The following is a 25001-nucleotide window of genomic DNA, read 5'->3' as shown; positions in this document are numbered from 1 at the left end:
GCGAGGCTAATGATGTCTGAGCGAACGTTTAACCATGGTCGGCGGTTTGTGCAGGGGTGGTACTGGGCGCTGCCGTCGCGGGATCTGGGCTGGGGGCAAGCGGTGCCGCTGCGCCTGATGGGCCGAGATTTGGCGCTCTACCGGACCCTAGACGGGCGGGCGATCGCCCTGGATGCGGTATGTCCGCACATGGGCGCTTTGCTGAGTCAGGGGCGAGTGGCGGGCGATCGCCTGCTGTGTCCCCTGCACCGCTGGGCCTTTGACCCCCAGGGGCGATGCGCCCACATTCCCGCCCAGCCCGGGGTCGAGTCCCCGGGGGTGCGATCGTGGCCCACCGCTGAGCGCTACGGCCTGATCTGGATCTGGACCGGGGAAGGGGCGCCCCTGCCGCTGCCCTACGCGCCGGAGCTGCGGGACGAGCCCTGCGACGCCCGAGTCGGGCCAGCCTTTCACAAAAACTGCCACCCCAATGTGTTGCTGATCAATGCCATTGACGCCCACCATTTCAACTCGGTGCACAACTTGCCCCTAGACATCGTGTTTCGTACCGAGGGGCTGGCCGATGGGGCGATCGCCTTTCACAACACGACGCGCGGCGGGGACGAGTCCTGGCTGATTCGCCTGATTCGCCGCTTTTATCGCGAGGCCGTCACCTACAGCCTGTGCTACTGGTACGGCAGCAGCGGCACGGTCACCCTGGGGCCGGACTTTCTGCACTTCTATATCTTGTTTGCGCTGCGGCCCACCGAGGCAGGCCATACCGAGGGGCGGACGATTTTGCTGACCCGGCGGCGATCGCGCTGGTGGGGCAAAGCCTTTAATCAGCTGGTGCTGGGGCTGACGCAGCAGGTGGGCAACTATTTTGCCAAAGGGGATACCCAGGTGTTCCAGACCATTCAGTTTGATTTTCAGACGCCGCTCCAGGCCGATCGCTCGATTCTGGAGTTTGTGCAGCACGTGGAGCAGCAGCCCGCCCTGCACTGGCAGACCTGGCAGCCCGTGGAAACCTCGCCCGCGGTGATCCCAGCCAGCGCGCCAGCTCCTGGGGCGATCGCCGAGGTTCGCCAGGGGGTGACCCCATGACGCCGGATCTGGCGGGCCTGGGCCTGCCCGCCAGCGAGTCCCGGGCGCTCCACCACCTGCTGAATCAAGCCCTGCGCCGGACCGGGGGCGATCGCCCCCCCGTGGCGGCAGTTTTGCCCTGGAGCGCCCAGCACTTTGGGCTGAACCGGGTGCAGTGCTTTCGGGCCGCCGCGGAGGCGGATCAGCAGGCCATTCTCGCAGCGGCCAGCCGCGCCCTGCTAGAAGAGGCGTATTTCATCGAGAAGGCCGGCATGGGCTACATGGCCCGCATGGTGACCCTGGCAGACACCACCGAGGAGCGCATGCTCTACAGCCTGTTTGGGGCGGATGAGGCCCAGCACTTCGCGGCGATCCGGGGGCTGCTGCCGGAGGAGCCGGTGGGCAGCGAGGACCCGTTTCTGCGGCTGCTGGCCCAGGTGGTGGCGTCCGAGGACAAGCTGCTGCTGGTCTTTGTCCTTCAGGGGGTGCTGGAGGGCTGGGGCCTCACCCACTACCGCACCCTGGCCCACGACTGCCAGGACCCGGCCCTGGGATCGCTGCTGAAAGGGTTTTTGCAGGCGGAGTCCCAGCACCACGGTGCGGGCTGCGTGCTGTGCGAGGCGGCCACGCTCTCCCCGGCCACGGAAGCCGCGATCCTAGAAACTTTGGCGCCGTTTTTGCAGATGGTCCAGGTGGGTCCCCAGCGCGTCCTGGGGGCGATCGCCCAGCAGTTGGGCGATCTATCCCGCGCACAGCGCTGCCACGTCCTCGAAGAGCTCGACACCCTGACCCACAGCGGCACCCGCCTCCAGGTGCTCCGCCAGATCATTGCTCGTCTCCATCCGGCCTTGGGCGATCGCCTCGCCGAGGCCGGTCTCTTTACCCCCTTGCCCGCCCACCAATGCGTCTAACGACCCCTGACACTCCCACTCTCTCCTGGCCCCAAACCCATACCCTGGGCGAGCAGCCCCAGCTGCGCCGCAAGCTGGAGATCAACTACCGGCGCAACCGGCAGCAAGATCAAACGGCGGCCATCGATGCGGCGGCCCAGGCCTTTCGCTACGAAGACTGCCGCCAGGAATACTGGAACCCCGAGCCTTTTTCGCTGCTCTACGGCACGCCCCTGTGGGATCAAGCCAGTCCCAGCCAGCGCCTGGTGCTCAACCATCTCTACTGGGTGGCCTACTACTCCCAGATTATTTCGGCCGAGATCGCGACGATTTTTTTCAATCAAACCAGCGCTGCCGGTCTCTACGCCCAGGAAGACTTTCGCCTGATCTGCGACATGCTAGACCTGGAGTCGGCCCAAGAGCGCGCCCATATTCACGCCTTTCAGACCGTGGGGCGTCAAACGGAAGCCGCCCTGTTTGGCGAAGGGATTTTCAGCTATCCCCAGCGGGGGCCTTTCACCGAGACGATGGTCTTTGCGGACAGCGATCGCCTGCGCCGCGGGTGGAAGCAGCTTCAGCTGCGCAGCTTTGGCCTTCTGTCGGCGGGCAACACGTTCTTGGCCTGCCAATATTTCACGGTGCGGGGCGTGCGCACCCTCAACGGCAAGCTGGTCCAGCACAAGCTCAGCACCTACTACCAAAAGCACGCCGATCCCGACCGCGCTCCCATCCCCGCCAAGATTTCCTACTATCACTTTCTCGATGAGAGCTTCCATTTCAACAGCTCCACGCTCCTGTCCCACGAGGTGGTGAACTGCCTGCCGCCGCCCACGGCCTTCGAGCGCTGGGTAGCCAATCTGGGGCTGCGGGGCTGTCAGCGCGACCACTATCACTTCTCGGCGGCCATCAACGGCATTTTTTGGTATGACCCGGCGCTGTACCCGGCGATCTACCGAGTGCTGCGATCGCCGGTGTTTGGGCTGGAGGCGGTGGAGGCGCGCCAGATGATGATCCGCTGCTTCACGGAGGAGAGCGACGGGCTCCACCACAGCTACCAGACTCACCAGGAGGCCCTGGAGTCCTACCGCGCCTACGTGGCCAACCTCGGGTTTCTCTGGCCCAGCAATCGCGAGATGTCCCTGATGGCGGCCAACTCGATTCCGCGCTATCTCCAGCACCAGCGCAACAAACTAAGAAATTTCAAGTTTACTGGCCTTTTGGAGACTGAAATGGATCAATAAAAGCTGTTAATCCATTCAGCGACGCCTCAAACATTTTTCAGGCTCGGACACCTCTATTTTTGAAAGATAAAAATGTTCTTATAAGAACATTTTGTTTTGCCAAAAACCAGAGGTTGAAGACTTCTAAAGAGTGAGTTAAAGAAAGGGAGATTTTGGGAAACCCTTGGGCTTGAAGTCTGAATTGAAGTATCTACCTTAAACAGGCTCACTTGAATAGGCAATTTGCGGCTCAAGTCCTGGCTGAATTCAGTTTTCAACTCAGATGTCCATAAGCTTCTGGGATGCTGACTCAGAGAAATCGAGCCTTGCTTGAGCTGATACCAAAAATCTTTCAAAAGAAGCTCTGAATTTAGTCAAATTCAAGCCCTTCTCCCATCAACGCCAACCACGGGGCGATCGCTGAAAGGGTCCATTTTGGAACTTTGAGGTTCTCCTCATGACGAAGTCAAAAATCGCTTTTGCCTGCTATGGAACTGCCATTTTGATCATTGCGGCGATCGCCCTCACCTATCTGTTCACGCCGCGCCTGTTGCCCTACCAAGAAGTAGCCGTAGGGGCACCCTGGGATCAGCTTTCTGTGGGCCTTCAGACCCAGTTTCTCTCGCTGCTGAAGGTGGCGGGTGGTGGCTATCTCGCCACCGCGGTGGCGCTGTTTGTTCTGCTGTGGATTCCCTTTCGCCAGGGCGATCGCTGGGCTAGGACCGCGATTCCAGCCTTGGGAATTCCAGCAGTTTTGATCGTCAACTATGCGGGCCTGACGATTATGTTGAATACCCCCGGGAAGCCGCCGCTGATCGCCGGGCCGATGGTGATTTTGCTGATGATTGCGGGCTATGTGCTGTCGGCGGACAGCCACCGCCGACCCCAAAACTCTTCCATAGAATTTTAAGGGAGTTATCGATGCCAAAAAATCCCGAAACGCTGGAGATTTTCAATCGGCCTGAGGTGGTGGCCAAGGGCTGGTATCTGGTGTGTCCGAGTCGGGCGATCGCCCGGGGTCAGGCGCGATCGTTTCCCCTGTGCGGCCAGCACATCGTGGTGTTTCGGGGGGCCGATGGCCAGGTCCGCGCCCTGGAGGCCTACTGCCCCCACATGGGCACAGATCTGGGCATTGGCCAGGTGGAGGGTAACCAGATTCGCTGCTTTTTCCACCACTGGGCCTTTGATGGAGAGGGGCGCTGCCGCGATATTCCCTGTCAGGCGGCGATCCCCGGTCGGGCGCGGCTCCCGGCCTACGCCACCGAGGAGAAGTACGGCTTCATCTGGGTCTATCCAGAGGCGATCGCCCCCCAGGGCGTGGCGGAGTTTGACGAGCTGCGGGGCAAAGCCGTGATCGCCGTGGCCGATCGCCCCCTGGTTCGCCGCTGCCACCACCACATCTGCATGATGAACGGCATTGATGCCCAGCACCTGCAAACGGTCCACGGCCTGAATGTGGATTTGAGCCTGGAGCTGACGCCCCACACCGGCGGCACCCAAATTGACTTTGTGATGCGGGGCGAGTTTCCCCGCACGACTTGGCTAGAGCGCCTGGGCGATCGCCTGCTGGGGCCGCGCTACGCCTACGCCATGCGCTACGCCGACGCCTGCGTCGGTCTGCTCACCCTGATGAAGGACGTCCGGCGCCTGCCCCCCCTGCACATGATCTACGCCTACCGGCCCACCCCCGAGGGGGCCTGGGTGCAGCCGATCTACGTGACGGAGCGGCGATCGGGGCCGTGGGGCTGGCTGGTGTCCCACGCGCTGCTGCTGCTGACGCGGCTGTGCTACTACCGCCTGCGGGGCGAGGACGGCCAGATCTACGACAACATCCAGTTTCACGCTGACAATCTGCTGGCGATGGATCAGCCCATCGCCGCCTACATTCGCTACGTCAATGGGCTTGAGCCTTCGCGCTGGTCGGCGATCGCCCGTGATCCCGGCGAAGAGCCCAGCGCTGCCCCTGCGCCCAGAACCAGCGTTTCCCAGGTCTCCCCCCGATGACGGCCCCGCTCTGCACGATTCGCTTTCCCGGCACGGCCTACCTCCCGATCCAGGTGCCGCCCCACCAGCCTCTAGCTGAGGTGCTGACGGTGCGCAATTCGCCGATTCTGTTTGGCTGCCGGACGGGGCTCTGTGGCACCTGCCTGGTCCGCGCGGCTGGGGACATGGGGCCGCCGGATGAGGACGAGCAGGAAATGCTGGCGGTGCTGGCCCCCGACTGTCCGACGGCGCGGCTGGCCTGCCAGATTGACCTAACGGGTGACATTGCCATAGAGGAATGGGCGGATCCATGAACTGGTCTGGGGCGTTAAATCTCTAAAAAATTTTGGGAATATTGCAAGCGCTGTGAAGTTTGAAGACTTTTGGTATGTGGTGGCTCAGAGTCGGGAGCTCTCGGCGAATCAGGTGCTGAGCTGCACGGTATTGGGAGAGTGGCTGGCGGTGTTTCGCGACGAAGCAGGCCGGCCCGTGGCCCTGCGCGATCGCTGTCTGCACCGCAACAGTCGCCTCTCGCGGGGCCAGGTGCGCCAGGGCCAGATCCACTGTCCCTATCACGGCTGGGTGTACGACGGCCAGGGGGCGGTGGTGGCGGTCCCGGCGGAGGGTGAGACCTTTCGGCCAGCGGCTGCTCGCTGCGCGCGGGCCTACGAGACCTGCGAGCAGGATGGCTTTGTGTATGTGCGCCTGAGCCGCCCGGAGGAGGCGATCGCCCCCTTTGCGATGCCCCACTATGGCCAGCCCGGATGGCAGACGGTGCGCCTCGTTCACCGCTTCGCCAACAGCGTCACCAACTGCGCCGAAAACTTCATTGATATTCCCCATACGGTGTCTGTGCATCCTGGGATTTTTCGGTCGGCTCGCCAGCAGCAGCTCACCATGACGGTGAAGCGATCGCAAGGCTCGGTGATCGCCACCTATCACAACGAAACCACCAATTTGGGCTGGTATCGCCGCTTTCTCAATCCCCAGGGCGGCGAAATTGATCACACCGATGCGTTTCATATGCCCAATGTGACCAGCGTGGAATATCGAATGGGGCCGCATCGCCACTGCTTTATCACGAGCCAGTCGGTGCCGGAAACGGAGACTTCAACCCTGGTGTATACCGATGTCACCTTCAACTATGGCCTTTGGAGCTGGCTGGCGCGGCCCCTAGTGTACTGGACCGCTCGCCGCATCATTGCCCAGGACGTCGAGGCCTTGGCCCTGCAACAGTCGGTAATCGAAAAGTATGGGACGCAGTTTGCCCATACCCCGGTCGATGGGATCCACTGCTTTGTGGAGTCGATTCGAGAGGCGATCGCCGCTGGCCAGGATCCGCGATCGCTGCCCGATCGCACGGTAGAAGTGACGTTTTGGGTTTAGACCACCCAATCACCCTAAAAAATGCGTGACGCTTGAACTCCAACCGGAGCCAGCGTCTCAAGAATCTCAGTCATAGGAACAATGGGCGTATTTGTCATATTTGTCTTGCTGGTGGCCTGGACCGTGGCGAGATCTGACGGGCGGCGATCGCTGATGGTGCGATCGCCCGGAGACTGGCTGCTCGATCTCCTCGGCCTGAATGTCCAAGGGCTGGTGGTGCCGCTGGTGCAGAGCGTGCTGGCGATCCAGATGGGGCGCTGGCTCTGGCCTGCTGCCCAGAGGACGCTGGTGTTGCCGGGGGCGATCGCCTTTGGCCTGAGCTTCGTCGTGGTTGACTATCTCTACTACTGGAATCACCGCTGGCTCCACAGTCCCTGGGGATGGCCGCTCCACCAAGTCCACCACACTCTTACCCAGGTCGATGTTCTGGGCACCTCCCGAAATACCCTCTGGAGCAGCGTGTTTATTGTGTACTGGTGGATACACGGTCTCTTTCTCTACTGGCTGGCGGACCCCTGGGCCTATGGCCTGGGCATGACCCTCACGGCCATGCTGGATCTGTGGCGTCACAGCGGCGCAGATCTGCCGCCGTGGCTCACGCGGATACTATCCCCCTGGCTGATTTTGCCTGCCGATCACGCGCGGCACCATACAGGGGCGATCGCCGGCAACTACGGCGCCAACTTCAAGCTCTGGGACCGTCTCCACGGCACCTACCAGACCGCTACTCCCTCCGTACCTGTGACCTCAAAAAGCTCTCTCACCCTGGCCCAAAAACTACTGTGGCCTTTTCCTATGCCCTTCGCTCACCCAAAGTCCTATGACACTCCTTAGCCGCTTACTTGCTCTATTTCCTGCGCTGATGGTGCTCCTGACGCTGGGAGCGGTACTTTACCTGTGTTCTCACCCCGGTATCCCTGCGCTGGGCCTGCTGTTGGGCGTGATCTATGGCCTGCCGGTGCTGCTCCATCGTCTCCACCAGTGGCGCTATCCGGTCAAGGAAGGCATCAGCTATCTGCGCGGGACAGACTATTCGCCGTGGTGGGGCAGCCACCAGCTCCAGGTGATCTATATTGCTTTTCCAGCGCTGGAAACGGTGCTGCGCTTGATTCCGGGGGCCTTCTCGGCGTGGCTGCGGCTGTGGGGGGCCAAGGTGGGTCAGCAGGTCTACTGGACGCCCCGCCTCGAAATTGCCGATCGCGGTCTGCTGGAGATCGGCGATCGCGTGGTGGTGGGTCACGGGGTGGGCCTCTACAGCCACGCCATCAAGCCAAAACGAGAGAATTTGCTGCTCTACGTGAAGGTAATCAAGATCGGCAGTGATGTATTTATTGGAGGGGGATCTCGCTTGGCCCCGGGGAGTGAACTCGCCGACGGGAGCTATCTACCGGCCGATAGCGATCTCTACCCCAATCGAGAAATTTCTCCAGAGATCTTAGAGACTTCAGAGATCTCCGAGATCCTAGAGATGACAGATGAAAAACTGCCACCCCTCGAAACGGCGATCGCCCCTACGCTAGATACACTTTAATCAATTCCTCCAAGATCCCCTCATTCGCCTTTTTGCTGGAGTGATGCCAAATCCCCGTCGCTAATCCCCACGCCAGAATTTCTCTTCTTGTAGAATATGGCGCTGGGGCGAGAGCGATCGCGGCGAGAGTCTCCTGCCGAGACCCTGATATTTGAGAGTTTTTGAGTCTGTGTCAAGCGCGGTAGGAGATCTCTCCAGCCCTACGGATCTAAATTTTCCTAAATCTTGACCAAGAAGAAACGTGAGAGCGTGCCAGCGCGAGCATTGACTTTGTCTGGGAGACCCTCACAGCGGGCAGCCCCCGAGAGAAGCGACTTTCGGGAGAATGGGTAGAGACTCTCTCCGAAGCTCCAGCTGAATTAAAGCTAAAATGTCAGGATTTCCTGGAAATATGGCCAATTCTGAACATTGTAAAAAATGCCGCAATTTGTGTAAGTAATTGCTCTCAAAAATGCTGAGCATTCTAAACAATTGATCCGAGCAACAAACTACCTTGACAAAGATGAAAATTATTCAAAATTTCTGCCAATGATGTGGATTCACTAGAGGGGTTGAAGGAACTCTAACTAGAGATCAGCTGAATGTCAGCGAGCGAAGCAATGTCAGAAACCCACCGAAATTCCAGCCTCTTTTCCCGGACTCCCCATGCCCTTGCCTCTTATCATCCCAATGTTGCGCAGCCAGGCCGGTTCGTCATCGAGACGGCTGAGGAAACGTTCAACCCTACCCAGCTTCAGCACAAGGAAACAGTCTTCACGCTGAGCAATGGCTACTTGGGAACGCGCGGCACCTTTGAAGAAGGCTTTTTGGGGGCCTGTCCCGCGACGTTGATTAATGGCGTGTACGATCGCGCGCCGATCGTGTTTACAGAGTTGGCAAACTGTCCCGACTGGCTGCCGCTGACGCTATCTCTGGGGGGCGATCGCTTTCGCCTCGATCGCGGAGAGGTGCTGCGCTACCAGCGATCGCTCGACCTCGTTAGCGGGGTGCTGCGGCGGGATGTCCGCTGGCGCAGCCCGTCGGGGTATACCTTCGAGCTGCATTTTGAGCGCTTTGTGAGCTTGGCTGATGACCACGTGCTGGCCCTGCGCTGCCAGGTGACCTCGGTGGACTTTGCGGGGCCGGTGACGGTGCAGGCGGCGCTCAACGGCTACGCCGACAATGAAGGACTGCTGCACTGGAACTGGATCGATCAGGGTGGCGATGGGGCGGGGGCGTGGCTGCACATGCGCAGTCGCCACTCCCAGATCGACCTGGGCATGGCGATGCGGCTGCGGTTCCAGGGTGCAGAGGCGATCGCCCATCGGGCGGGCTTCCAGGGCTGCCCGACGGTGGAGATGTCTTTTGATTTGCAGCCAGACCAAACCGTGGCGGTGGACAAGTGCGTGACGATCTACACCTCCCGTGACGGCGTGGCGTCCCCGGTGGCGACGGCCCAGGAGGCGATCGCGACCTTGCCGAGCTATGGAGAACTGCTGGCAGCCCATGAGGCGGCCTGGGCGGCGGTGTGGCGCACCAATGATGTGGTGATCGAGGGCGACGATGCCGCCCAGCTAGCCATTCGCTACAACCTGTTTCAGCTCCTGTCGGCGGCGCCGCGCCACAATGACCGCGTCAGCATCCCGGCCAAGACCCTCTCGGGCTTTGCCTACCGGGGACACGTCTTTTGGGATACGGAGATTTTTGTGCTGCCGATGCTGACGCTGACGCAGCCGGCGATCGCCCGCAATTTGCTCACCTACCGCTACCACACCCTGGCCGGAGCCCGGGCCAAGGCCAAGGCCCTCGGCTACGAGGGCGCAATGTACGTCTGGGAGAGCGCCGACACCGGGGAGGAAGTGACGCCCACCTGGGTCCCCCACTTCAATGGCAAGGATCTGGTGCGGATCTGGTGCGGCGATCTGGAGGTGCACATCAGCACCGATGTGGCCTACGCGGCCTGGCAGTACTGGCAGGCCACGGGCGATCGCGACTGGCTGCTGCGGTGCGGGGCCGAGATGATTCTCGATACGGCGGTCTTTTGGGGCAGCCGGGCCCAGTGGAATGCGGCGGGCGATCGCTACGATGTGCGCGACGTGATCGGCCCGGACGAATACCACGATCGGGTAGACAACAACGCCTTCACCAACCGGATGGTGCAGTGGCACTTGCAGACGGCGCTGGATCTGCTGGACTGGCTGCGCACCGAGGATCCGGAGCGAGCAGCGGCCCTCACCGCTCAGCTCGATCTCTCGGCGGCCCGTCTGGCTCACTGGCGCGCTGTGATCGAGAAGCTGTGGATTGCCTACGATCCAGAAACCCGCTTGGTGGAGCAGTTTGAGGGATTCTTTGGCCTAGAAGAGATTGACCTAGCGAGCTACGAACCCCGCGATCGCTCCATGCAGGTGATCTTGGGGATCGAGGGGGCCAGCGATCGCCAGGTGCTCAAGCAGGCCGATGTCTTGATGATGCTGTACCTGCTGCGCCAGGTTGCCTGGCAGCAGTCGCCAGAGGCAACGGCGGGGCTGGTGGGCTGCGATCGCGCCACCCTCCAGGCCAACTGGGACTACTACGTCCCGCGCACCGACCACACCTACGGCTCCTCCCTTGGCCCGCCCATCCACGCCGTGCTGGCCTGCGACCTCGACCAGCCAGAGGCGGCCTACGAGCACTTCATGCGGGCGGCTCTGGTGGACTTGGCAGACGTCCGGGGCAACGCCCACGAAGGGATCCACGCCGCCTCTGCCGGTGGCGTCTGGCAGGCGGTGATCTTCGGCTTCGGCGGGGTGCAGTTCACCCCCCACGGCCCCATCGCCGCGCCCAAGCTCCCCGCTCACTGGAAGCGTCTGGCTTTCCAGCTCCAGTGGCAGGGCCAAACCTACACCTTCGATCTGCGGGCCGAGCCGATGCGCCAGATCCAGCCGTCGCTATTGCCCATTCAGGGCGTGATTTTTGATCTCGATGGCGTCCTGACGGATACCTCAGAGTTTCACTATCTCGGCTGGAAACGGCTGGCGGATGAAGAAGGCTTGGCCTTCGATCGCGAGGCCAATGAGGCGCTGCGGGGGGTCTCTCGCCGGGACTCGCTGCGCCGCCTGCTGGGCGATCGCACCGTCACCGAGGCGCAGTTCCAGGCCATGATGGATCGCAAAAATCAGTACTATCTGGAGCTGATTCGCACCATTACCCCCGAGCACCTGCTGCCCGGCGTGAAAAATCTCCTAGAGGAGCTGCGATCGGCGGGCCTGCGCGTTGCCATCGGCTCCGCCAGCAAGAACGCCCAGGAAGTGGTGCAGCGCCTCGGGATTAGTCACTACATTGACGCGATCGCCGATGGTCACTGCGTTCTCCACTCCAAGCCCGCTCCCGACGTCTTTCTCTATGCCGCCAACCAGCTGGGGCTGACCTCCGCAGCCTGTGTGGTGGTGGAGGACGCCGCCTCGGGCATCGAAGCGGCGCTGCGAGCGGATATGTGGGCGGTGGGCCTAGGCCCCGTCGATCGGGTGGGCGCGGCGCATGTCGTCTTGCCCAACCTGGCTGATATCCACTGGTCCGAGCTGCTGCGACGACTCTCCTGGGTGGCGCACCCCTCCGCTCAGGGCGTGACGCTCCAGCACCTCCAGCAGCGATCGGCCCTGGCCAGCTAGCGGCGATCGCCCCCGGCACCACGATCGCGAGACGGCTTCTCCCCTGGACGGGGCGGGGCCGTCCCGTCGATCTGGGCCAAAATCTTGCGGCACAGCGGACTCTCTTTTTCAGCAAAGCCGTAGATAGCCGTGAAATGGTTCAGCCCGGGCTGCGGCAAGTATTCTCCCGCCAAGCCGCGATCGCGCCACGCTGCCAAAAAGGTTTGGGACTGACGGTGAAATTCCGATGACTCATCGCCGCCGTAGGTGACAATCAGCGGCCCCGCCGTCTCGGGAATATGGTTCAAGGGACTATTGCGCCGCACCTCGGCCCAGGTGAGCTGGAGCGCTGGCTGGAGCCAGCTATAGGGGAAGGGCGCCAGATCGAATAGACCGCTAATGGCGCAGCCGCCTTTGATCACATTTTGGGGTAGACCATAGTCGCGCTCCCACGCCGTGGCCATCAGCATCGCCGTCAGCTGTCCCCCCGCCGAATGGCCCGATACATAGATCCGCTGGCGATCGCCCCCGAAACTCTCCGCGTGGCGGTAGATCCAGGCGATCGCCGCTCGATTTTGGCGCACAATTTCATCCATCGTCACTTTGGGGCACAGCTCGTAGTTGATCACCACGACGGTCACCCCCGCTGCCACTGGCCCCTGGGCCACAAAGCTAAACTCTTTGCTGCTGAGAAGCCGCCAATATCCCCCGTGAATAAACACTAAAATCGGCGCATTGGGCTGCTCGGCTGGAAAAATGTCGAGATGCTCAGCCAAGGTCGGGCCGTAGGGGATATCTAGGTGACATTCCAGCCCCGTGCGGGCCTTCTGGCTTTCCTGTTCATAGAAATCGGCATAGATCGAGAAATCTGGCACCGATTTTTCGACATCGTACTGGGCATCAATTTCCGCCTGAGTCGTAAATTCGCGGTAAAGCACAATCTTTCTGGGGTAAAGGGCAAGCGTCTTGGGGGGCCAATTCCAGAATCAATGACTCAACGTCACCTAAAATTCCGATAATTTTCCGATACAAGAGATACATCGAGACGACGGGCTTTTCGGCTGAGGTCTCGAAAAAGTCTCTGCAAATGCCCTAAAAACTGTGTTTCTGAACGCTTTTTGGGGTATTTGCAGCGCAGAAAGGTTGTTTTTCTCAGTTGGGCTGAGCCAACAGAGAATCGAGGAGCCCAATTTGTGACCGACGAAATCTAGAAGCCCAATTTCTTCCCTACCTACGTGAATCTGCTTTCTCTTCCCTGAGACTCTATTCCGAAATAGTGGAAATTCAAAAAATAGGACGTTCAATACATAGAAATCACCCTAGAAAATTATCCCTTTGGTGAATGAGGAGAAATATCTAAAAATGCTAAAAACCCTTGAAAATTGGCTTTTACAGGCATTTTCACCCAGTTTGAATCAGCTCTAAAACTAGGCGATCGCTTTTAGGGTGTGAACTTTTGTGGGTAAATTTCCATCGATTTTGTTGATTTTATCTCTTTTCTTTTTAGAATTAACATCTAGGAACTCTTGAACCTAAGGAATATAGATCTGTGGCAACTCTTACTGCTTCCGAGCATCTCTCCGATGCGACCCTCTCAAAATTGCTAGATGCAGATGCTGATTTAGCGAAGCAAGAATCTACGCTCCAGGGCCAGCTAGACGCGATTCAGCAAAAGCGTCAAAGCCTGAGAGTCGTGATTGATATGTTTAGTGCGGGTCAAGCGCCTCCGGCTGCTGTGACCGAAGGACTCTCTGGGGTGCAGCTCAACGGCGCGATCGCCGATGCTGCTCCCGAAAAGCAGTCTGCCAAGGCGACCCCTAAATCTGCGAAGACCGCTGAAGCGGCTCCCGCTCCCGCTCGCCGAGGCCGCAAACCCAAGGCAGCGGCCGCCGCGCCAGTATCTCCTGCTCCCCGCAAGTCTCGCATCAGCAAATCTCGCAAGACAGAAACCTCTCAGTATTACCTGCGGGATGACTTTGAGGGAGTGCCGCTGAGAACGGCGGTGGCGGCGGTGCTGCACCACCAGACAGATACGGTGATGGACGTTGCGTCCATCTTGAATGCGATCTTCCGGGAGGAGATGCCCAAGGATGTCCGCAACAAGGCCCGTAACCGGGTGCTGACCATTCTCTCCAATGGGGTAAAAGAGGGGGATTGGTATCGCGGTCGGACTGGTAAGTACAGCGCCTCTAAGGATGTGGCGCAGGCCAGTCTCGGGCGCTAGACCTGAGGCGGGGTTGGAACGCCCAGATGTCAGCGGAAGCCGATCGCCCCAATCTCTTCCCCAGAGATCATCCTTTTAGGGCGATCGCCTCCCCCAGGGACTCTCCTTCAGCGATTCTCTCCCAGTGACACTAGAGAGGGGCGATCGCGGATGCCCTGGTTTCCCCCAAGCTTCTTGAGCAGATTGGGATCAACCGATCTGAGTAGCTGTTCGAAACGCTGGACCTAGGGTTTACTGGTGGCAGTGATCTGCCCCATGCGTTTCTCTATGCGTTTTCTTTCTCTTTGGGACCAGCCGTCGCCCCTCCGGGTGGTGGTGGTCTATGCGTTTATCAGTAGTCTCTGGATTTTGCTGTCCGATCACCTCATCGATCAGTGGATTGATAGCGTTGCGCTGCTGACTCAGCTGCAAACGATCAAGGGATGGCTGTTTGTGCTGGTGACGAGCGGCATTATCTACGCGATGATTCAGCGAGAATGTCAGCGTCTCCAGCGCGCCAATGCGCTGCTCCAGGGGATTATCGAGAGTACGCCCGACGCTATTTTTGTGAAGGATCTCCAGGGGCGCTATGTGCTGTCAAATCAGGGAACGCTGCAGGCGCTCGGCCTCGGGGCAGAGACTCAGGTTCTGGGCTGTGTGGATGAAGATTTTTGGCCTCAAGAGGTGGCGGCTCAGCTGCGCGCTGACGATCGCTGGGTTCTCGAGCACCAGGATCTTTTGAAAATAGAAGAGGAGCTGGTGACGGCTCAGGGGCCGCGAGTCTTTTTGACCACAAAGACCCTGTGGCGCGATCGCCAGGGAGAGGCGGTAGGGGTGATCGGCGTGGCGCGGGACTTGACGGAGCGGGTAGCCGCCGAAAAGGCGCTGCGAGAGTCGGAAACGCGCTATCGGACCCTCAGTGAAACGCTGGAGCAGCGGGTGCAAGAGCGGACGCTGGAGCTAGAGCAGGGCCAGCAGCAGCTCACGCAGATCATGGCTGAGCTGAAGCGATCGAATCAAGAACTGGAGCAGTTTGCCTATATTGTTTCCCACGATTTGCAGGAGCCCCTGCGATCGGTGGAGAGCTACACCCGTCTGCTGGCTGAGAAGCTGGGCGATCGCCTCGATGAGCAGACCCAGACCTATCTGCACTTTGTGATAGATGGGGCAGAACGGATGCAGCAGCTGATTCGCGATCTGCTGGCCTATTCGCGGGTGGGGACGACGAATCGTGGCTTTGAGCGGACAGACTGCGCTGAGGTTTTGGCGCGGGTGCTGCGCGATCTGCGGGTGGCGATCGCCGAGAGCCAGGCCACAGTGACCTACGACAATCTCCCGGTTCTCTGCGTCGACAGCCTCCAGCTGGGCCAGCTCCTGCAAAATCTCCTGGCCAACGCCATCAAGTTTTGCCGCGATCGGCTGCCCCAGGTGCACATTCAGGCCCAGTCGATGCCCCTGGACGCTCTGCCCGCTGCTGCCCTCGGGCGGGACACCCACGAGACGGCCCCCCTCAAGGCGGATGACCCGGTGTGGCTATTTAGCGTGCGCGATAACGGCATCGGCATTCGCGATCGCTATCTGGATCGGATCTTTGTCATCTTCAAGCGGCTGCACACCCGGCGCGAATTTGAGGGGACTGGGGTCGGACTGGCCATCTGCCGCAAGATCGTCGAGCGCCACCAGGGCCGCATCTGGGCGGAGTCTGAGCCCGGCGTGGGCAGCACCTTTTACTTCTGGCTGCCCGAACAGCCCGCCGATCCCCTGCGCTGCCGCTTCTAGGGCGACTGCGGCCCGCGAAACAGCCACCGGCCCAGAAGTCCGTGCACCAAGAAATTCGCTGCGCAGGGCACGGCCCAGACCAGCCCGACAAATCCAAAGACCGTCGAGTTTAGCTCGGTAAACTGCAAGCCCGAAGTCGAGTAAAACATCCCGGCACCATTGGGCGGCAGCACGATCTGAGTCGCTCCCACGATCGCGACACTCCACAAAACCCAAAACAGAAAGCTGCTCACCAGCAGTCTGCTCCACCGGGGCATTCGCCCGCGCCCCGTCAGCCAGAAGCAGCCAAAATAGGCGATCGCCGCGATCGCAAATCCCGCATTTAGCAGCATCGGCAGAGGCTCAAACCGAGCTGGACTGCTCGAAGGCTCAGCAATCCGAAAAAACAGCCACTGAGCGACTACTAGAAAAAATAAATTAACGCTCATCCACCGCAAGGTCATAGGTTCAAACTGGATCTGCTAGAGTCTTGCCATCCTGACGTTCGCTGCTCTTTGATTGAGCCAATTGAATGAAACCATTACACTTTTTGCTCGTGACAGGCTTGAGTTTGATGGCTTTGGGCTCCTCGCCTGTTTCTGCTCAGCTCCCAGATTCTCCTGAGACCCAGAGCCAAGAGACGATTAAAGACCTGATGTGGCAAGGGGCTCAGGCCTCTCTGTTCAGTGACTATCGCAAGGCCGAAGCGCTCCTACGCCAAGCGCTGGCGCTAGAACCCAAAGATCTGCTGGACCGATTGGCTATCCTAAATAATCTTGGAAATGCCGTGAGCGGTCAGGGACGCTACGCCGAGGCAGAGCTCTACTACCGGCAGGCCATAAAACTGGCACCAGAGGATGGGCTGGCAGCCTCTAGCTTGGTCAATATGTATCTGAAGCAAAGTAATCTCTATCAGCGAGAGGAGCGCTACGACAAAGCAGAGGCGGTGCTGATGCGGCTTCGAGAGTTGGATAGCGATCGCATGAATCAAGCTTTGGCAGAGCTCTATTCTTTTCAAGGGGCTCGATATCGCGACCAAGGGCGCTACGAAGAGGCTGAGGCCACTTTGCTAAAAGGGCTAGAACTTGAAAATCCCCCTGCGCTGTCCTACGCCAGTTTGGGATACTTCTATCACGTACGCGATCGCTATGAAGAGTCGATCGCTGCCTATGAGCAAGCCCTCGAAATCGACCCAAACAACCCCAATATTCGTGGGGGCCTAGAGAACGTTCGCCAAGATCTCCAGTGGCGCGATCGCTCTTCGCCGTGACATACTCCTACGCTGATACTGACGTATGCAGCGTAGGCTTCTCAGTGACCCCTGGTATCCCATCGGGCGTTTCCTGAGCTTTATTGACGATACGGGATGCCCCACCGCACCGGAACAATACAAAGAGTGTTGTTCTCTCCTTGGTACTGCTGGAATTTTACCTGCCCACAGATGGGACGACGAATCGTCTGTTTCTAGGCAGAACCCCCTATTCCAGGTTGTCAAGGTTCAAGTTTCAGGGCGGCGATTAGCTCAAACCCTTACCCTGAGTCTATCACAGCCGTTTTGCATCATGAGAGATTTGCTCGTTTCCTCCATCTCCCCTGCTCGGGCCTGCGGCATAGGTCAGAGGAGTGTCGTTCGCTCGCTCGCATTCATCTCAACGCCAAATCAAAGATGATGGCGTGAGGCTTCTGCTGCTTTGGCTAATGCTTTCAGCAGCTTGTGCCTTGGAAAGATCCTGTCTTGCAGATAGTGAGGAGTGAGAAAATTTCACGCCTCACTATCGTTTATAAAAAGTGCCCTTCAGAGGGCGATCGCTACCGCAACAGCCCGATCAGCAGCGCAATGGGAGAGATGAGCAAGATCCACATCGCGCCTTCGAGCCCTATTTGCTGAGCAACCAGCCCCAAGACCAAAGGGGCTAACCCCCCAGCAATGCCAAAAATGTTGTTTAGGGTCATTACCGTTCCGCTTTGTCCCGGCATGGCGCTGTAGAGCTGCCCTTGCAAGATCGAGTACCAGCCTGCATTGAGGAAACCCAAGCCGCTCAAAATAATGAGCTTCAGCGTCAGGCTGGGAACGAGCAGAAACGCTGGATAAAGACACAAGACCAAGCTGGTGCTGATCCTGAGATATGCCAAGCCCCGCACTCGCTCCAAAAGAGGAATCAACAGAAAGTCTCCCAGCAAACCAAAGCTGAGCCAAAGCGCGATCGCAAAGCTTGCCTGGGCTGGCGTGGTACCCAGAACATCAACAAAATACAGAGCGATAAATCCCCGCAGGACATCCAGCATCAGATCAGAAAACTGGAGGAGAGTCAGCCACCGCAGGACCGCTGAACGCCTCAGAGCGGCGATCGCGCTGTGAATGCCGTCTCTGAAACTGGCGGTGGGTGGATCCTCGGCTAGATCACCCGTGAGATCGCTGGCTAGACCGCTGGTGGCAGAGGGAATTGGATAGTTCCAAAGCAGCGCCAAAACCCCGCCCGTCAGCGCCGCGAGGGCGAGAAAGGCTCCCCGCCAGCTTCCATGCCAGGCAATGGCCCCCACCAAAATCAGCGGACCGAGGACATTCCCTAGGGAACCCGCCAGCGCCCAGCGGGCCATATTTTGCTCGTGGCGAGTGGCGTCTAGATCCATCAGACTGGCCTGGGACAGGCTCACAAAGCTGCCCGACGCCGGATACAAGATCACAAAACCAGTGAGAAATAGCCCAAAATCCTGGCTCTGGGCAATCAGATATAGCGCGATCGCAAATCCAACGCCTCCCCCCAAAATCAGGTGTCGTCGCGGCCCAATATCACCCCAGATACCCAGCACCGGCTCGATCATGCTGGCAATCAAGCTGGGGAAGGTCAACACCAGCCCAATCTCGAAGTAAGAGAGATCCAAGTCCTGACGGATCAGAGGCCAAGCCGCACCCCGCACTCCGTCCACCAACTCGTCTAAAAGTTCAATCACCAAAAAGAGAATGGTCAGTCCCACCACTCTTTTGGCTGCTTTGCCCTTGTATGGCAACGCCATCACGAAATTCTCCCATCTCTAAATTTGATAACCAAACCGGGTGATCAAATTTGCGGCCCTGCGCAAATTCTTGACTGCGCTGGCCTGGGTGGGGGAATCCATGAGCAAAACTTCCACCTGACCCGTACCGTTGAAGCGGGTACGGGCAAGAGGTGCTGAGTTCTAGAAAGTTACCAGGGTGGAAAGATCATTGCGATCAAAGAGGCTTTACTAACTGTCTTGAAAGAAATTGTAGTCCGCAAAACCGTATTTTGGGTCGCAGGTTTCTTCACAGTCATCAATCAACGACCATAGAGCGCCAAATGTCTTTGGGCGATCGCCTTTTGCCCAGTTGTTACGTCAACTAATATGCCGACAAAAATAATCCTAAGATGAAGAATATAAAAAGTTTTGATGAAGTACCGTACTCACACGTAAGCCTTAATCGGCTTCAGGTTAAATTTTGGTTAACTAAAGGCTATATTTTGCCTTCAGTGGCGTCCTGTTAAAAATATGACTCCGTAAATCCCGCAATTCCCCATGGGTTGTTTTTGCTCAAGCCATTGCCAGAATTTAGGGAGTCTCGGCTGATTTTCCGTTGATCAAATGTGAATCTTTCTCGACCTAATTTTTGATTTTTTGACATTCATTTTTAGAAAAATCTTTGCTTTGCCTGAGCATTTCTCTGCACCATTTGCTGCCTTCAGGCAAAGAAATAATAGAGAGATTTTGAGATGAAACTAATTACTCGAAAAAACAAGAATTCTGTTGAAAATAGCAATGAAGATTCAAGCTTTTTAGGTTTAGACCTAGCCTTTTATTTGGTGCTAGTGGCTGCCATTACTCTGAGTTTGGCGATCGTGGATTTGGCATTTCCCAGCGTGGGAAAGATGCTGGTTTCCGAAGATCATCTGGTCGAAAATCTCACGGCGATCGCCGCTTTTACGGCCTTTGCGATCGCCTTGGGAAGATATTTCCAGCTTCACCAAGCCGTGAGCCGAAGGATTGCTCTCGCTTTGGCGGCGATCGCCCTCATCGTCTGTCTCGATGAGATCAGTTTTGGGCATCGGCTGATTGGATTTCATCTCCCGACAACCGAGGCTGGATTCCGGGTGGATGGCGTCCACGATGTGATTGTTTTGACCAAAAGCTGGATGAGCCAGGGCTTGGCGGTGCTCCGGCAGTCTCTCTCGCCTGCTCACTACGCTGGCATCGTCGCGGGCCTCAAAGGGGCGATCGCCTGTCTCTTTTTGGGAGGCTTCATCAAGCTACTGTGGGGCAGATATTCGCCCTTGATGAGACTTTTGCAGCGAGTCCGGCAGCAGCCTCTCTATCAAATTCTCTTCGCTGCGGCGGCTCTAGTGGCGATCGCTCAAATGGCCGATATCTTTGAGCTTCAGCAGTCATTTTTAGTCTTCTTGGAAGAGGTTTTGGAGCTCAATGCTGCCTTGGGATTAGTGGTTGCGTCGGTCAGGCTCCAACGCTACGATCGCCGCCAGCAGCAGCTTTGCCAGCCCCTTGCGGCGGTCCAAAAATCTTTTCGATGAAAGTTTAAACAGTTGTCACTTTCCTGTCATATTTGTCGCGAATACTGAAGGAGATGGGACCGTTACCAAGGTACAGGACGCACCTTGTCGGCAGTAGGCCACCCTTGGCCGTCGCGCTGCTGACAAGGTTTTTTTGTGTCTGGGAAGGGAGGGCGGCAGGAAAGCGCGGGCGTGCCTGCCTGCGATCTGACCTGGGCAGGGTGATGGGTGAGGTGCTTCTAGCTCTCCAGCAGCGGCTGAATATAGCGCTGATTGGCCCGCACCAGACAGGTTTCGTTCCCCGGGGTCTCGGTCTCAGACCATCGCTTGACCTTCAGCCAAGGACGTCCCTGGACATCTTGGAGTGTGACCAAGTTAGCGGCGTCGGGCTGGGTGAACAGGATTTCGTCGGTCTCAAAGCGCGCCACAACCGGCCACTGATCGACTTCGAGGCGGGGAAGCTGGGCCCCGGTGGCCTGCCAATCTGGGGGCATCTTCTCGGACCAGCGACAGTTTAGGCCAGCGGGGTCGGTATCGACCACTTTCCACTTGTCCTGCCACACAGGCCCCGCGAAGTCGCCAGCCTGGTTTGCTTGGGGAAGTACGGGCCGCACAAAGCGCTGATTGGCTCGCACCAGACAGATTTCGTCATTGTCCCCTAGGCTGACCTTGAGCCAGGGCTGCCTGTTTTCGTCAAAAAGGGCGCTGAAACCGGCGGGGGTAATATTGGCGCGGAGGATGGTCCCTGGGGCAAAGGTTTTGACGACGGGCCAGCTGCCTACGGTCATGGGCGGTAGCTGGGCATCGGGAGAGTACCACTCGACGGGCATTTCGTCGGACCAGCGGCAGTTTAGGCCAGCGGGGTCTGGATCGACGACTTCCCAGGTGAGGTGACTGGTGCGGCGATAGTTGCCCTGGTCGTCGGTGCCGATCGGGGCGGTGCGCAGGGCGATCGCGGAGGTCGGCTGCGGGTCGACTGCCTCTTGGGCGGGAGGCGGGGTCTCTGAGTCGACCACCGGCGAAGCGCTGGGAGAGGGAGTTGCCTGAGCACTAGGAGAGGCAGACGGAGCGGGAGGATTGGGGGGGCTTTCCGGAGTGCTCGGCTGGCTAGTGCAGCCGATGAGGCCTATGGAGAGCAGGGCAATGAGGCGAGGATAAAGGCGCATGGTGTGTTGACCGAAGATGAAGAGGTGCCAGCGAGGTGAGTGAGAGACGGACCGCGATCGCGGCAGAAACGGGGCGCTGGCTTGGGCTGGGCTCGCGGCCCTCAAGGCTGTTTTCGGGCGATCGCCCGCGAGATCCGGTCTCGCTGACGCATCAGCCCCACCCAGGGATCAACTGCACTGTCTGCCTGGCCAATTCCTGAAAAGCCGATCGCCTCGAGACTGCTGAAGGGCCGGTTAACTCAAGGTTGCCGCAGCCAGCCGCCAAAGTTTTCGTCGTCGGTGCCCAGGAGAATCCCGCCCTCAGGACCGGGCAGCAGCTCTAGGGCTTCGATTTTGTGGTGCTCGGACCGGTAGAGGGGCACGAGCTGATCGATCAAGTTGAACTGGAGATTGTAGGCGCTCAGCTGCATAGTGCCGATGATGTAGACCGCTGAGGCGAAGGGGCCATCGTTGCCTTGGTCCATGGCGGCTGATAGGTAGACCACGCCGCCGGAGTCCACCCGCAGGTCGGAGAGGTGGCGCACGTCGTTGGTGGGCCAGGGCACCTGAATCTGGGTGGAATTTTGGCGCTGGAGGGTGTAGGTTGCGGGGTCTAGCTCGCCCCAGTGCAGCGTGGCGAGGCGATCGTCTTGGCCGCGATCGCCCCAAAACATCCACAGCCGATTGCCAAACACCTGGAGAGACAGCCCCTCAAAGTTGGCCCCCCGCGCCACGCTGGGCAGCCGAAAAACCCGCCGCAGGCGCACGTCCTGCTGGGCGCTGACTTCGAGGTGATAGACCTCACCCTGGCTCGAAAGGGCCATGAATCCAGGGGTGGGCAGACCCGGAATCGGCGTCAGGGCCTCTAGATCGACGGGCTGGACCGTGTCGGGCCACGGGAGCGGCGTGTACTGGGGGCGATCGCCCAGGCGGATCACCGCTAGGCGCGGCTCCTTGGCATCCCCCTTGTTGTCGTGGACCACCAGCAGGGAGAGGGTTTCGGGCGTGTGCTCGAGGACCGCCATGCCGCTGATGCCGTGGTGAATCCCGGCTCGGACGGGTATCCAGTCCTCGGCGCTCAGGGGCAGGGCCGTTACCAGGACGGTGCCAGCGGCGATCGCCCCCCAAAGCCAGCGCCAGCGGGCTTTCCACCGACGAGGCCAGAACAGATCAGCCGCCTGATAAAACGAGCGGTAACGCATCACTCACCCTTTGAGAGTCGAAGGAAAACTGGAGCCGATCACGCCGGCGTAGATTGGCGCAATCGTGGAGAAACTGCTGCCAATATGCCCAAAACAATGGCCAAACCACCAGCCGTCAGCGGCACAACGGGCGTATCGCCATGGCGCAGGGCAATGGCCACAAGCGCCCAGATCGTCACCAGATTGTACGTTACATCGCCGTAGCGCACCGTCAGAAACCCCGCAATCCCGGCGGCGATCGCCATCATGATCACGGCCCAGACGGCAGGTGTGAGGGGCGTGCCGGTCCAGCTCACGCTATAGAACGTGACGGCCCAGTTCACTACCGTTGCGACGCTGATCCAGCCCAGATACAGGCTAAAAGGACGATCCACCAGCCACTTTTCGACGCGCGACGGGCGCTCTTGGGGCGATCGCAGGCGATGGTAGATCAGCATCAAGCAGACCAAAATTCCCATCATCAAGCCGCAGCTAATCCAGAACTGCCGCGCCTCAAACGTAAACACCCAGACGCTCTGGAACAGCGCCGCGAGGGGCAACAGATAGCCCAAGCGCCGCAGGCGGGGATTGGCCGCTTGGTCTGACCGAAACTGATAGATCGCAAAGGCGCCGAGCCCCACATAGATCAGGCCCCAGATGGCAAAGGCATAGTTGGCAGGCAGCACCAACACCTGAGTGAAAAAAGCATTCGCGATATCACCCACGGTCATGCCCCCAACGGGAGCCACATTGGACCAGGTGTTGGCCCCAAAGGACACCAAAACCGCCACGAGATTTGCCCCCTGACGCAGGCGATCGCGGCCTGGGTCCACTGTGCCGTCTTGCATCCTCAACCTCCGAAGAATAAATTCTTGCCCTGATTTCATGGGGTGAAACCCGGGTTTGTCCAGCTTTCAGCCTAGCGTTTCTGGGGGAGAGCGGAGCCCCCTGGCTCCGGCCCGAGCGCTAAAATAGGGCGTGCAGCCCCAGCCACTCTACCGCTATGCCCTGGATTTTGGTTAGCCTTGTGGTCCTGTTGTGGATCAGCTACGCTCCCCTGCCCGCTCTGGCCCAGCCTAGCGGCGATCGCCCTACTCCCAGTGCCGTTATGCAAGGTCGCTTTTCCCCCGAATCTGCCCTAGCGCGTCTTTTCACCGCGTCCAGCCTGGAATCCGCCTGGTTTTCAGACAATTTCTTGCAGCAGGTGCCCCTGAGCCAGGTGCAGCAGATTTTGGCGAGTCTACAGCAAGATTTGGGGGCCTACCAAGCGATCCAGACCGAAGGCCGCAACTATCGGGTCATCTTTGAGCGGGGGACGGTGCTGGCGTGGTTGGCGCTCAATACCGACGGCCGCATCGCGGGGCTGTTCTTCCAGACGCCCCAGGCCAAGGCTGTGGAGCTTTCGGAGGCGATCGGTCGGTTCCAGGAGCTCTCTGGCGAGGTGAGCTTCTCGGTCACGGACGGCACCCGCGAAATCGCCGCTCTCAACAGCGATCGCCCCTTGGCGGTGGGGTCGGCCTTCAAGCTGGCGGTCCTGGCTGAGCTGCGATCGCGCATTGTCCAGGGAGAGGCTGACTGGGACACCGTGATTGCGCTCACGCCCGAGGCCAAGAGCCTGCCCTCAGGATTTCTGCAAACCTGGCCCGACGGCTCGCGCCTCACCCTGGAGACCCTGGCCACGCTGATGATCTCCCAGAGCGACAACACGGCCACCGACCAGCTGATCCTCTGGCTGGGCCGCGACAGCCTCGCAGCCCGCTCCCCCCGCAACACGCCCTTTTTGACCACCCGCGAAGCCTTCGTTCTCAAGGACCCCGCCAACGCCAACCTGCTGCGGCGCTATCTCCAGGGGACGCCTGACCAGCGCCGAGCCCTGCTGGCCAATGACGTGGCGCGCTTGCCCCTGCCCGACGTCGCTAGCCTGGTGCAGCAGCCCCGCGCCCTGGAGGTGGAGTGGTTCTTCTCGGCGCGGGATCTGTGCGATCTGATGGGTCAGGTGGCGGACCTGCCGCTGATGGGCGTCAACCCAGGCCTGGCCAACCCCAAAGACTGGGCGCGGGTGGCCTTCAAAGGGGGCTCCGAGCCGGGGGTGATCAACCTGACCACCTGGCTGGAGGCGGTGGACGGTCGGCGCTACTGCGTGGCCGCCACCTGGAACAACCCCGAGCAGTCGGAGGAGGCGCGCTTTTCAACGCTCTATAGCGGCGTCCTCGAGGGCCTGAAAACGCTGGAGCGCTTCCCCGAAGAGAAGTAGAGGGCGATGGGCGATCGCCCGATCGGGGCGCGGAGCAGCCAGCGGGCGATCGCTCGCTGGCTGCTGGGTGTAGATGAGGGCGTTCACCAGGGTCAGCAGGGCCAAACCCGAAAATTTGGCGAAGAAAGCAGGGCGATCGCGCATAGGAGTCGGATGGTGTAGGGGGGCAACCTTGTGGGGAGTCTATCGCTTGGGCTGCCGGGAAGCGCCGATTTCCACACATTTTCTTTTCGTTCTGCCCCGGCGAATGCAATGCCCAACCG

Annotated in this window: 23 protein-coding genes; 16 read left to right on the top strand and 7 right to left on the bottom strand. The window is 59.4% G+C overall.

Annotated elements, in window-relative coordinates:
* The first annotated feature begins 9 nt into the window (after positions 1-9).
* The 10 genes from GEI7407_RS10825 (at position 10) to pgmB (ending at position 11698) form a co-directional block, all read left to right on the top strand.
* Complete coding sequence (locus GEI7407_RS10825; protein WP_051030743.1) at positions 10-1083, top strand: aromatic ring-hydroxylating dioxygenase subunit alpha; 1074 nt, start codon at positions 10-12, stop codon at positions 1081-1083.
* The gene (locus GEI7407_RS10820) at positions 1080-1973 is read left to right on the top strand and encodes a hypothetical protein (RefSeq protein WP_015172199.1); all 894 of its coding nucleotides are present in this window, start codon (positions 1080-1082) and stop codon (positions 1971-1973) included. The genes GEI7407_RS10825 and GEI7407_RS10820 overlap by 4 nt, the downstream gene beginning before the upstream one ends.
* The gene (locus GEI7407_RS10815; RefSeq protein ID WP_015172198.1) at positions 1964-3193 is read left to right on the top strand and encodes a hypothetical protein; all 1230 of its coding nucleotides are present in this window, start codon (positions 1964-1966) and stop codon (positions 3191-3193) included. Before GEI7407_RS10820 ends, GEI7407_RS10815 begins: the two co-directional genes overlap by 10 nt.
* A gap of 436 nt (positions 3194-3629) precedes the next feature.
* The gene (locus GEI7407_RS10810) at positions 3630-4082 is read left to right on the top strand and encodes a hypothetical protein (RefSeq protein WP_015172197.1); all 453 of its coding nucleotides are present in this window, start codon (positions 3630-3632) and stop codon (positions 4080-4082) included.
* Between the two features lie 11 nt (positions 4083-4093).
* Complete coding sequence (locus GEI7407_RS10805) at positions 4094-5176, top strand: aromatic ring-hydroxylating dioxygenase subunit alpha (RefSeq protein WP_015172196.1); 1083 nt, start codon at positions 4094-4096, stop codon at positions 5174-5176.
* A complete protein-coding gene (locus tag GEI7407_RS10800) occupies positions 5173-5469 on the top strand; it encodes a 2Fe-2S iron-sulfur cluster-binding protein (RefSeq protein ID WP_015172195.1) in 297 nt (98 codons plus the stop codon). Before GEI7407_RS10805 ends, GEI7407_RS10800 begins: the two co-directional genes overlap by 4 nt.
* 52 nt (positions 5470-5521) lie before the next feature.
* On the top strand, positions 5522-6541 hold the full coding sequence (locus GEI7407_RS10795) for an aromatic ring-hydroxylating dioxygenase subunit alpha (RefSeq protein ID WP_015172194.1): 1020 nt from the start codon (positions 5522-5524) through the stop codon (positions 6539-6541).
* Between the two features lie 81 nt (positions 6542-6622).
* Positions 6623-7375 (top strand): sterol desaturase family protein, encoded by a 753-nt coding sequence (locus GEI7407_RS10790; RefSeq protein ID WP_015172193.1) that lies wholly within the window; start codon positions 6623-6625, stop codon positions 7373-7375.
* Positions 7362-8072, top strand: a complete 711-nt coding sequence (locus GEI7407_RS10785) for a hypothetical protein (protein WP_015172192.1) — start codon at positions 7362-7364, stop codon at positions 8070-8072. The genes GEI7407_RS10790 and GEI7407_RS10785 overlap by 14 nt, the downstream gene beginning before the upstream one ends.
* 599 nt (positions 8073-8671) lie before the next feature.
* Complete coding sequence (pgmB, locus tag GEI7407_RS10780) at positions 8672-11698, top strand: beta-phosphoglucomutase (protein WP_015172191.1); 3027 nt, start codon at positions 8672-8674, stop codon at positions 11696-11698.
* Here the strand turns inward: pgmB and GEI7407_RS10775 are convergent.
* Complete coding sequence (locus tag GEI7407_RS10775) at positions 11695-12615, bottom strand: alpha/beta hydrolase (RefSeq protein ID WP_015172190.1); 921 nt, start codon at positions 12613-12615, stop codon at positions 11695-11697. The genes pgmB and GEI7407_RS10775 overlap by 4 nt on opposite strands.
* 611 nt (positions 12616-13226) lie before the next feature.
* Here GEI7407_RS10775 and GEI7407_RS10770 point away from each other — a divergent pair.
* Both GEI7407_RS10770 and GEI7407_RS19545 read left to right on the top strand, forming a co-directional pair.
* Entirely contained in the window at positions 13227-13901 is a 675-nt protein-coding gene (locus tag GEI7407_RS10770) for a hypothetical protein (protein WP_015172189.1), read from the top strand.
* 267 nt (positions 13902-14168) lie between these two features.
* On the top strand, positions 14169-15659 hold the full coding sequence (locus GEI7407_RS19545; protein ID WP_015172188.1) for an ATP-binding protein: 1491 nt from the start codon (positions 14169-14171) through the stop codon (positions 15657-15659).
* Here the strand turns inward: GEI7407_RS19545 and GEI7407_RS10760 are convergent.
* On the bottom strand, positions 15656-16102 hold the full coding sequence (locus GEI7407_RS10760; RefSeq protein WP_015172187.1) for a hypothetical protein: 447 nt from the start codon (positions 16100-16102) through the stop codon (positions 15656-15658). The genes GEI7407_RS19545 and GEI7407_RS10760 overlap by 4 nt on opposite strands.
* A gap of 68 nt (positions 16103-16170) precedes the next feature.
* Here GEI7407_RS10760 and GEI7407_RS10755 point away from each other — a divergent pair, with 68 nt between their 5' ends.
* Positions 16171-16908: a tetratricopeptide repeat protein gene (locus GEI7407_RS10755; RefSeq protein WP_015172186.1), complete on the top strand. Its 738-nt coding sequence runs from the start codon at positions 16171-16173 to the stop codon at positions 16906-16908.
* 539 nt (positions 16909-17447) lie between these two features.
* Here the strand turns inward: GEI7407_RS10755 and GEI7407_RS10750 are convergent.
* Complete coding sequence (locus GEI7407_RS10750) at positions 17448-18653, bottom strand: sugar MFS transporter (RefSeq protein ID WP_015172185.1); 1206 nt, start codon at positions 18651-18653, stop codon at positions 17448-17450.
* 809 nt (positions 18654-19462) lie between these two features.
* Here GEI7407_RS10750 and GEI7407_RS10745 point away from each other — a divergent pair.
* Positions 19463-20179 carry a hypothetical protein gene (locus GEI7407_RS10745; protein ID WP_150109774.1) on the top strand — a complete coding sequence of 239 codons (717 nt, stop codon included), beginning with the start codon at positions 19463-19465 and terminating at the stop codon, positions 20177-20179.
* 218 nt (positions 20180-20397) lie between these two features.
* On the opposite strand, the gene GEI7407_RS19540 is transcribed toward GEI7407_RS10745, so the two are convergent.
* A complete protein-coding gene (locus GEI7407_RS19540; protein WP_015172183.1) occupies positions 20398-21324 on the bottom strand; it encodes a hypothetical protein in 927 nt (308 codons plus the stop codon).
* Positions 21325-21359: 35 nt separating this feature from the next.
* Here GEI7407_RS19540 and GEI7407_RS21370 point away from each other — a divergent pair, with 35 nt between their 5' ends.
* A complete protein-coding gene (locus GEI7407_RS21370; RefSeq protein WP_190274127.1) occupies positions 21360-21524 on the top strand; it encodes a hypothetical protein in 165 nt (54 codons plus the stop codon).
* A gap of 39 nt (positions 21525-21563) precedes the next feature.
* Here the strand turns inward: GEI7407_RS21370 and GEI7407_RS10735 are convergent, their stop codons facing one another.
* Positions 21564-22505, bottom strand: coding sequence for a hypothetical protein (locus tag GEI7407_RS10735; RefSeq protein ID WP_015172182.1), 942 nt, complete (start codon positions 22503-22505; stop codon positions 21564-21566).
* A gap of 38 nt (positions 22506-22543) precedes the next feature.
* The gene (locus GEI7407_RS10730; RefSeq protein WP_015172181.1) at positions 22544-23332 is read right to left on the bottom strand and encodes a tryptophan-rich sensory protein; all 789 of its coding nucleotides are present in this window, start codon (positions 23330-23332) and stop codon (positions 22544-22546) included.
* A gap of 155 nt (positions 23333-23487) precedes the next feature.
* On the opposite strand from GEI7407_RS10730, the gene GEI7407_RS10725 reads away from it, so the two are divergent.
* On the top strand, positions 23488-24738 hold the full coding sequence (locus GEI7407_RS10725) for a serine hydrolase (RefSeq protein WP_015172180.1): 1251 nt from the start codon (positions 23488-23490) through the stop codon (positions 24736-24738).
* On the opposite strand, the gene GEI7407_RS21045 is transcribed toward GEI7407_RS10725, so the two are convergent.
* Positions 24673-24882 (bottom strand): hypothetical protein, encoded by a 210-nt coding sequence (locus tag GEI7407_RS21045; protein ID WP_015172179.1) that lies wholly within the window; start codon positions 24880-24882, stop codon positions 24673-24675. The two genes, GEI7407_RS10725 and GEI7407_RS21045, sit on opposite strands and share 66 nt — an antisense overlap.
* Between the last annotated feature and the right edge of the window lie 119 nt (positions 24883-25001).

It is taken from the genome of Geitlerinema sp. PCC 7407, assembly GCF_000317045.1.
Taxonomy (GTDB): Bacteria; Cyanobacteriota; Cyanobacteriia; order PCC-7407; family PCC-7407; genus PCC-7407.
The sequence above is the reverse complement of the archived record's forward strand: the minus strand, read 5'-3'. Positions and strand labels throughout refer to the sequence as shown.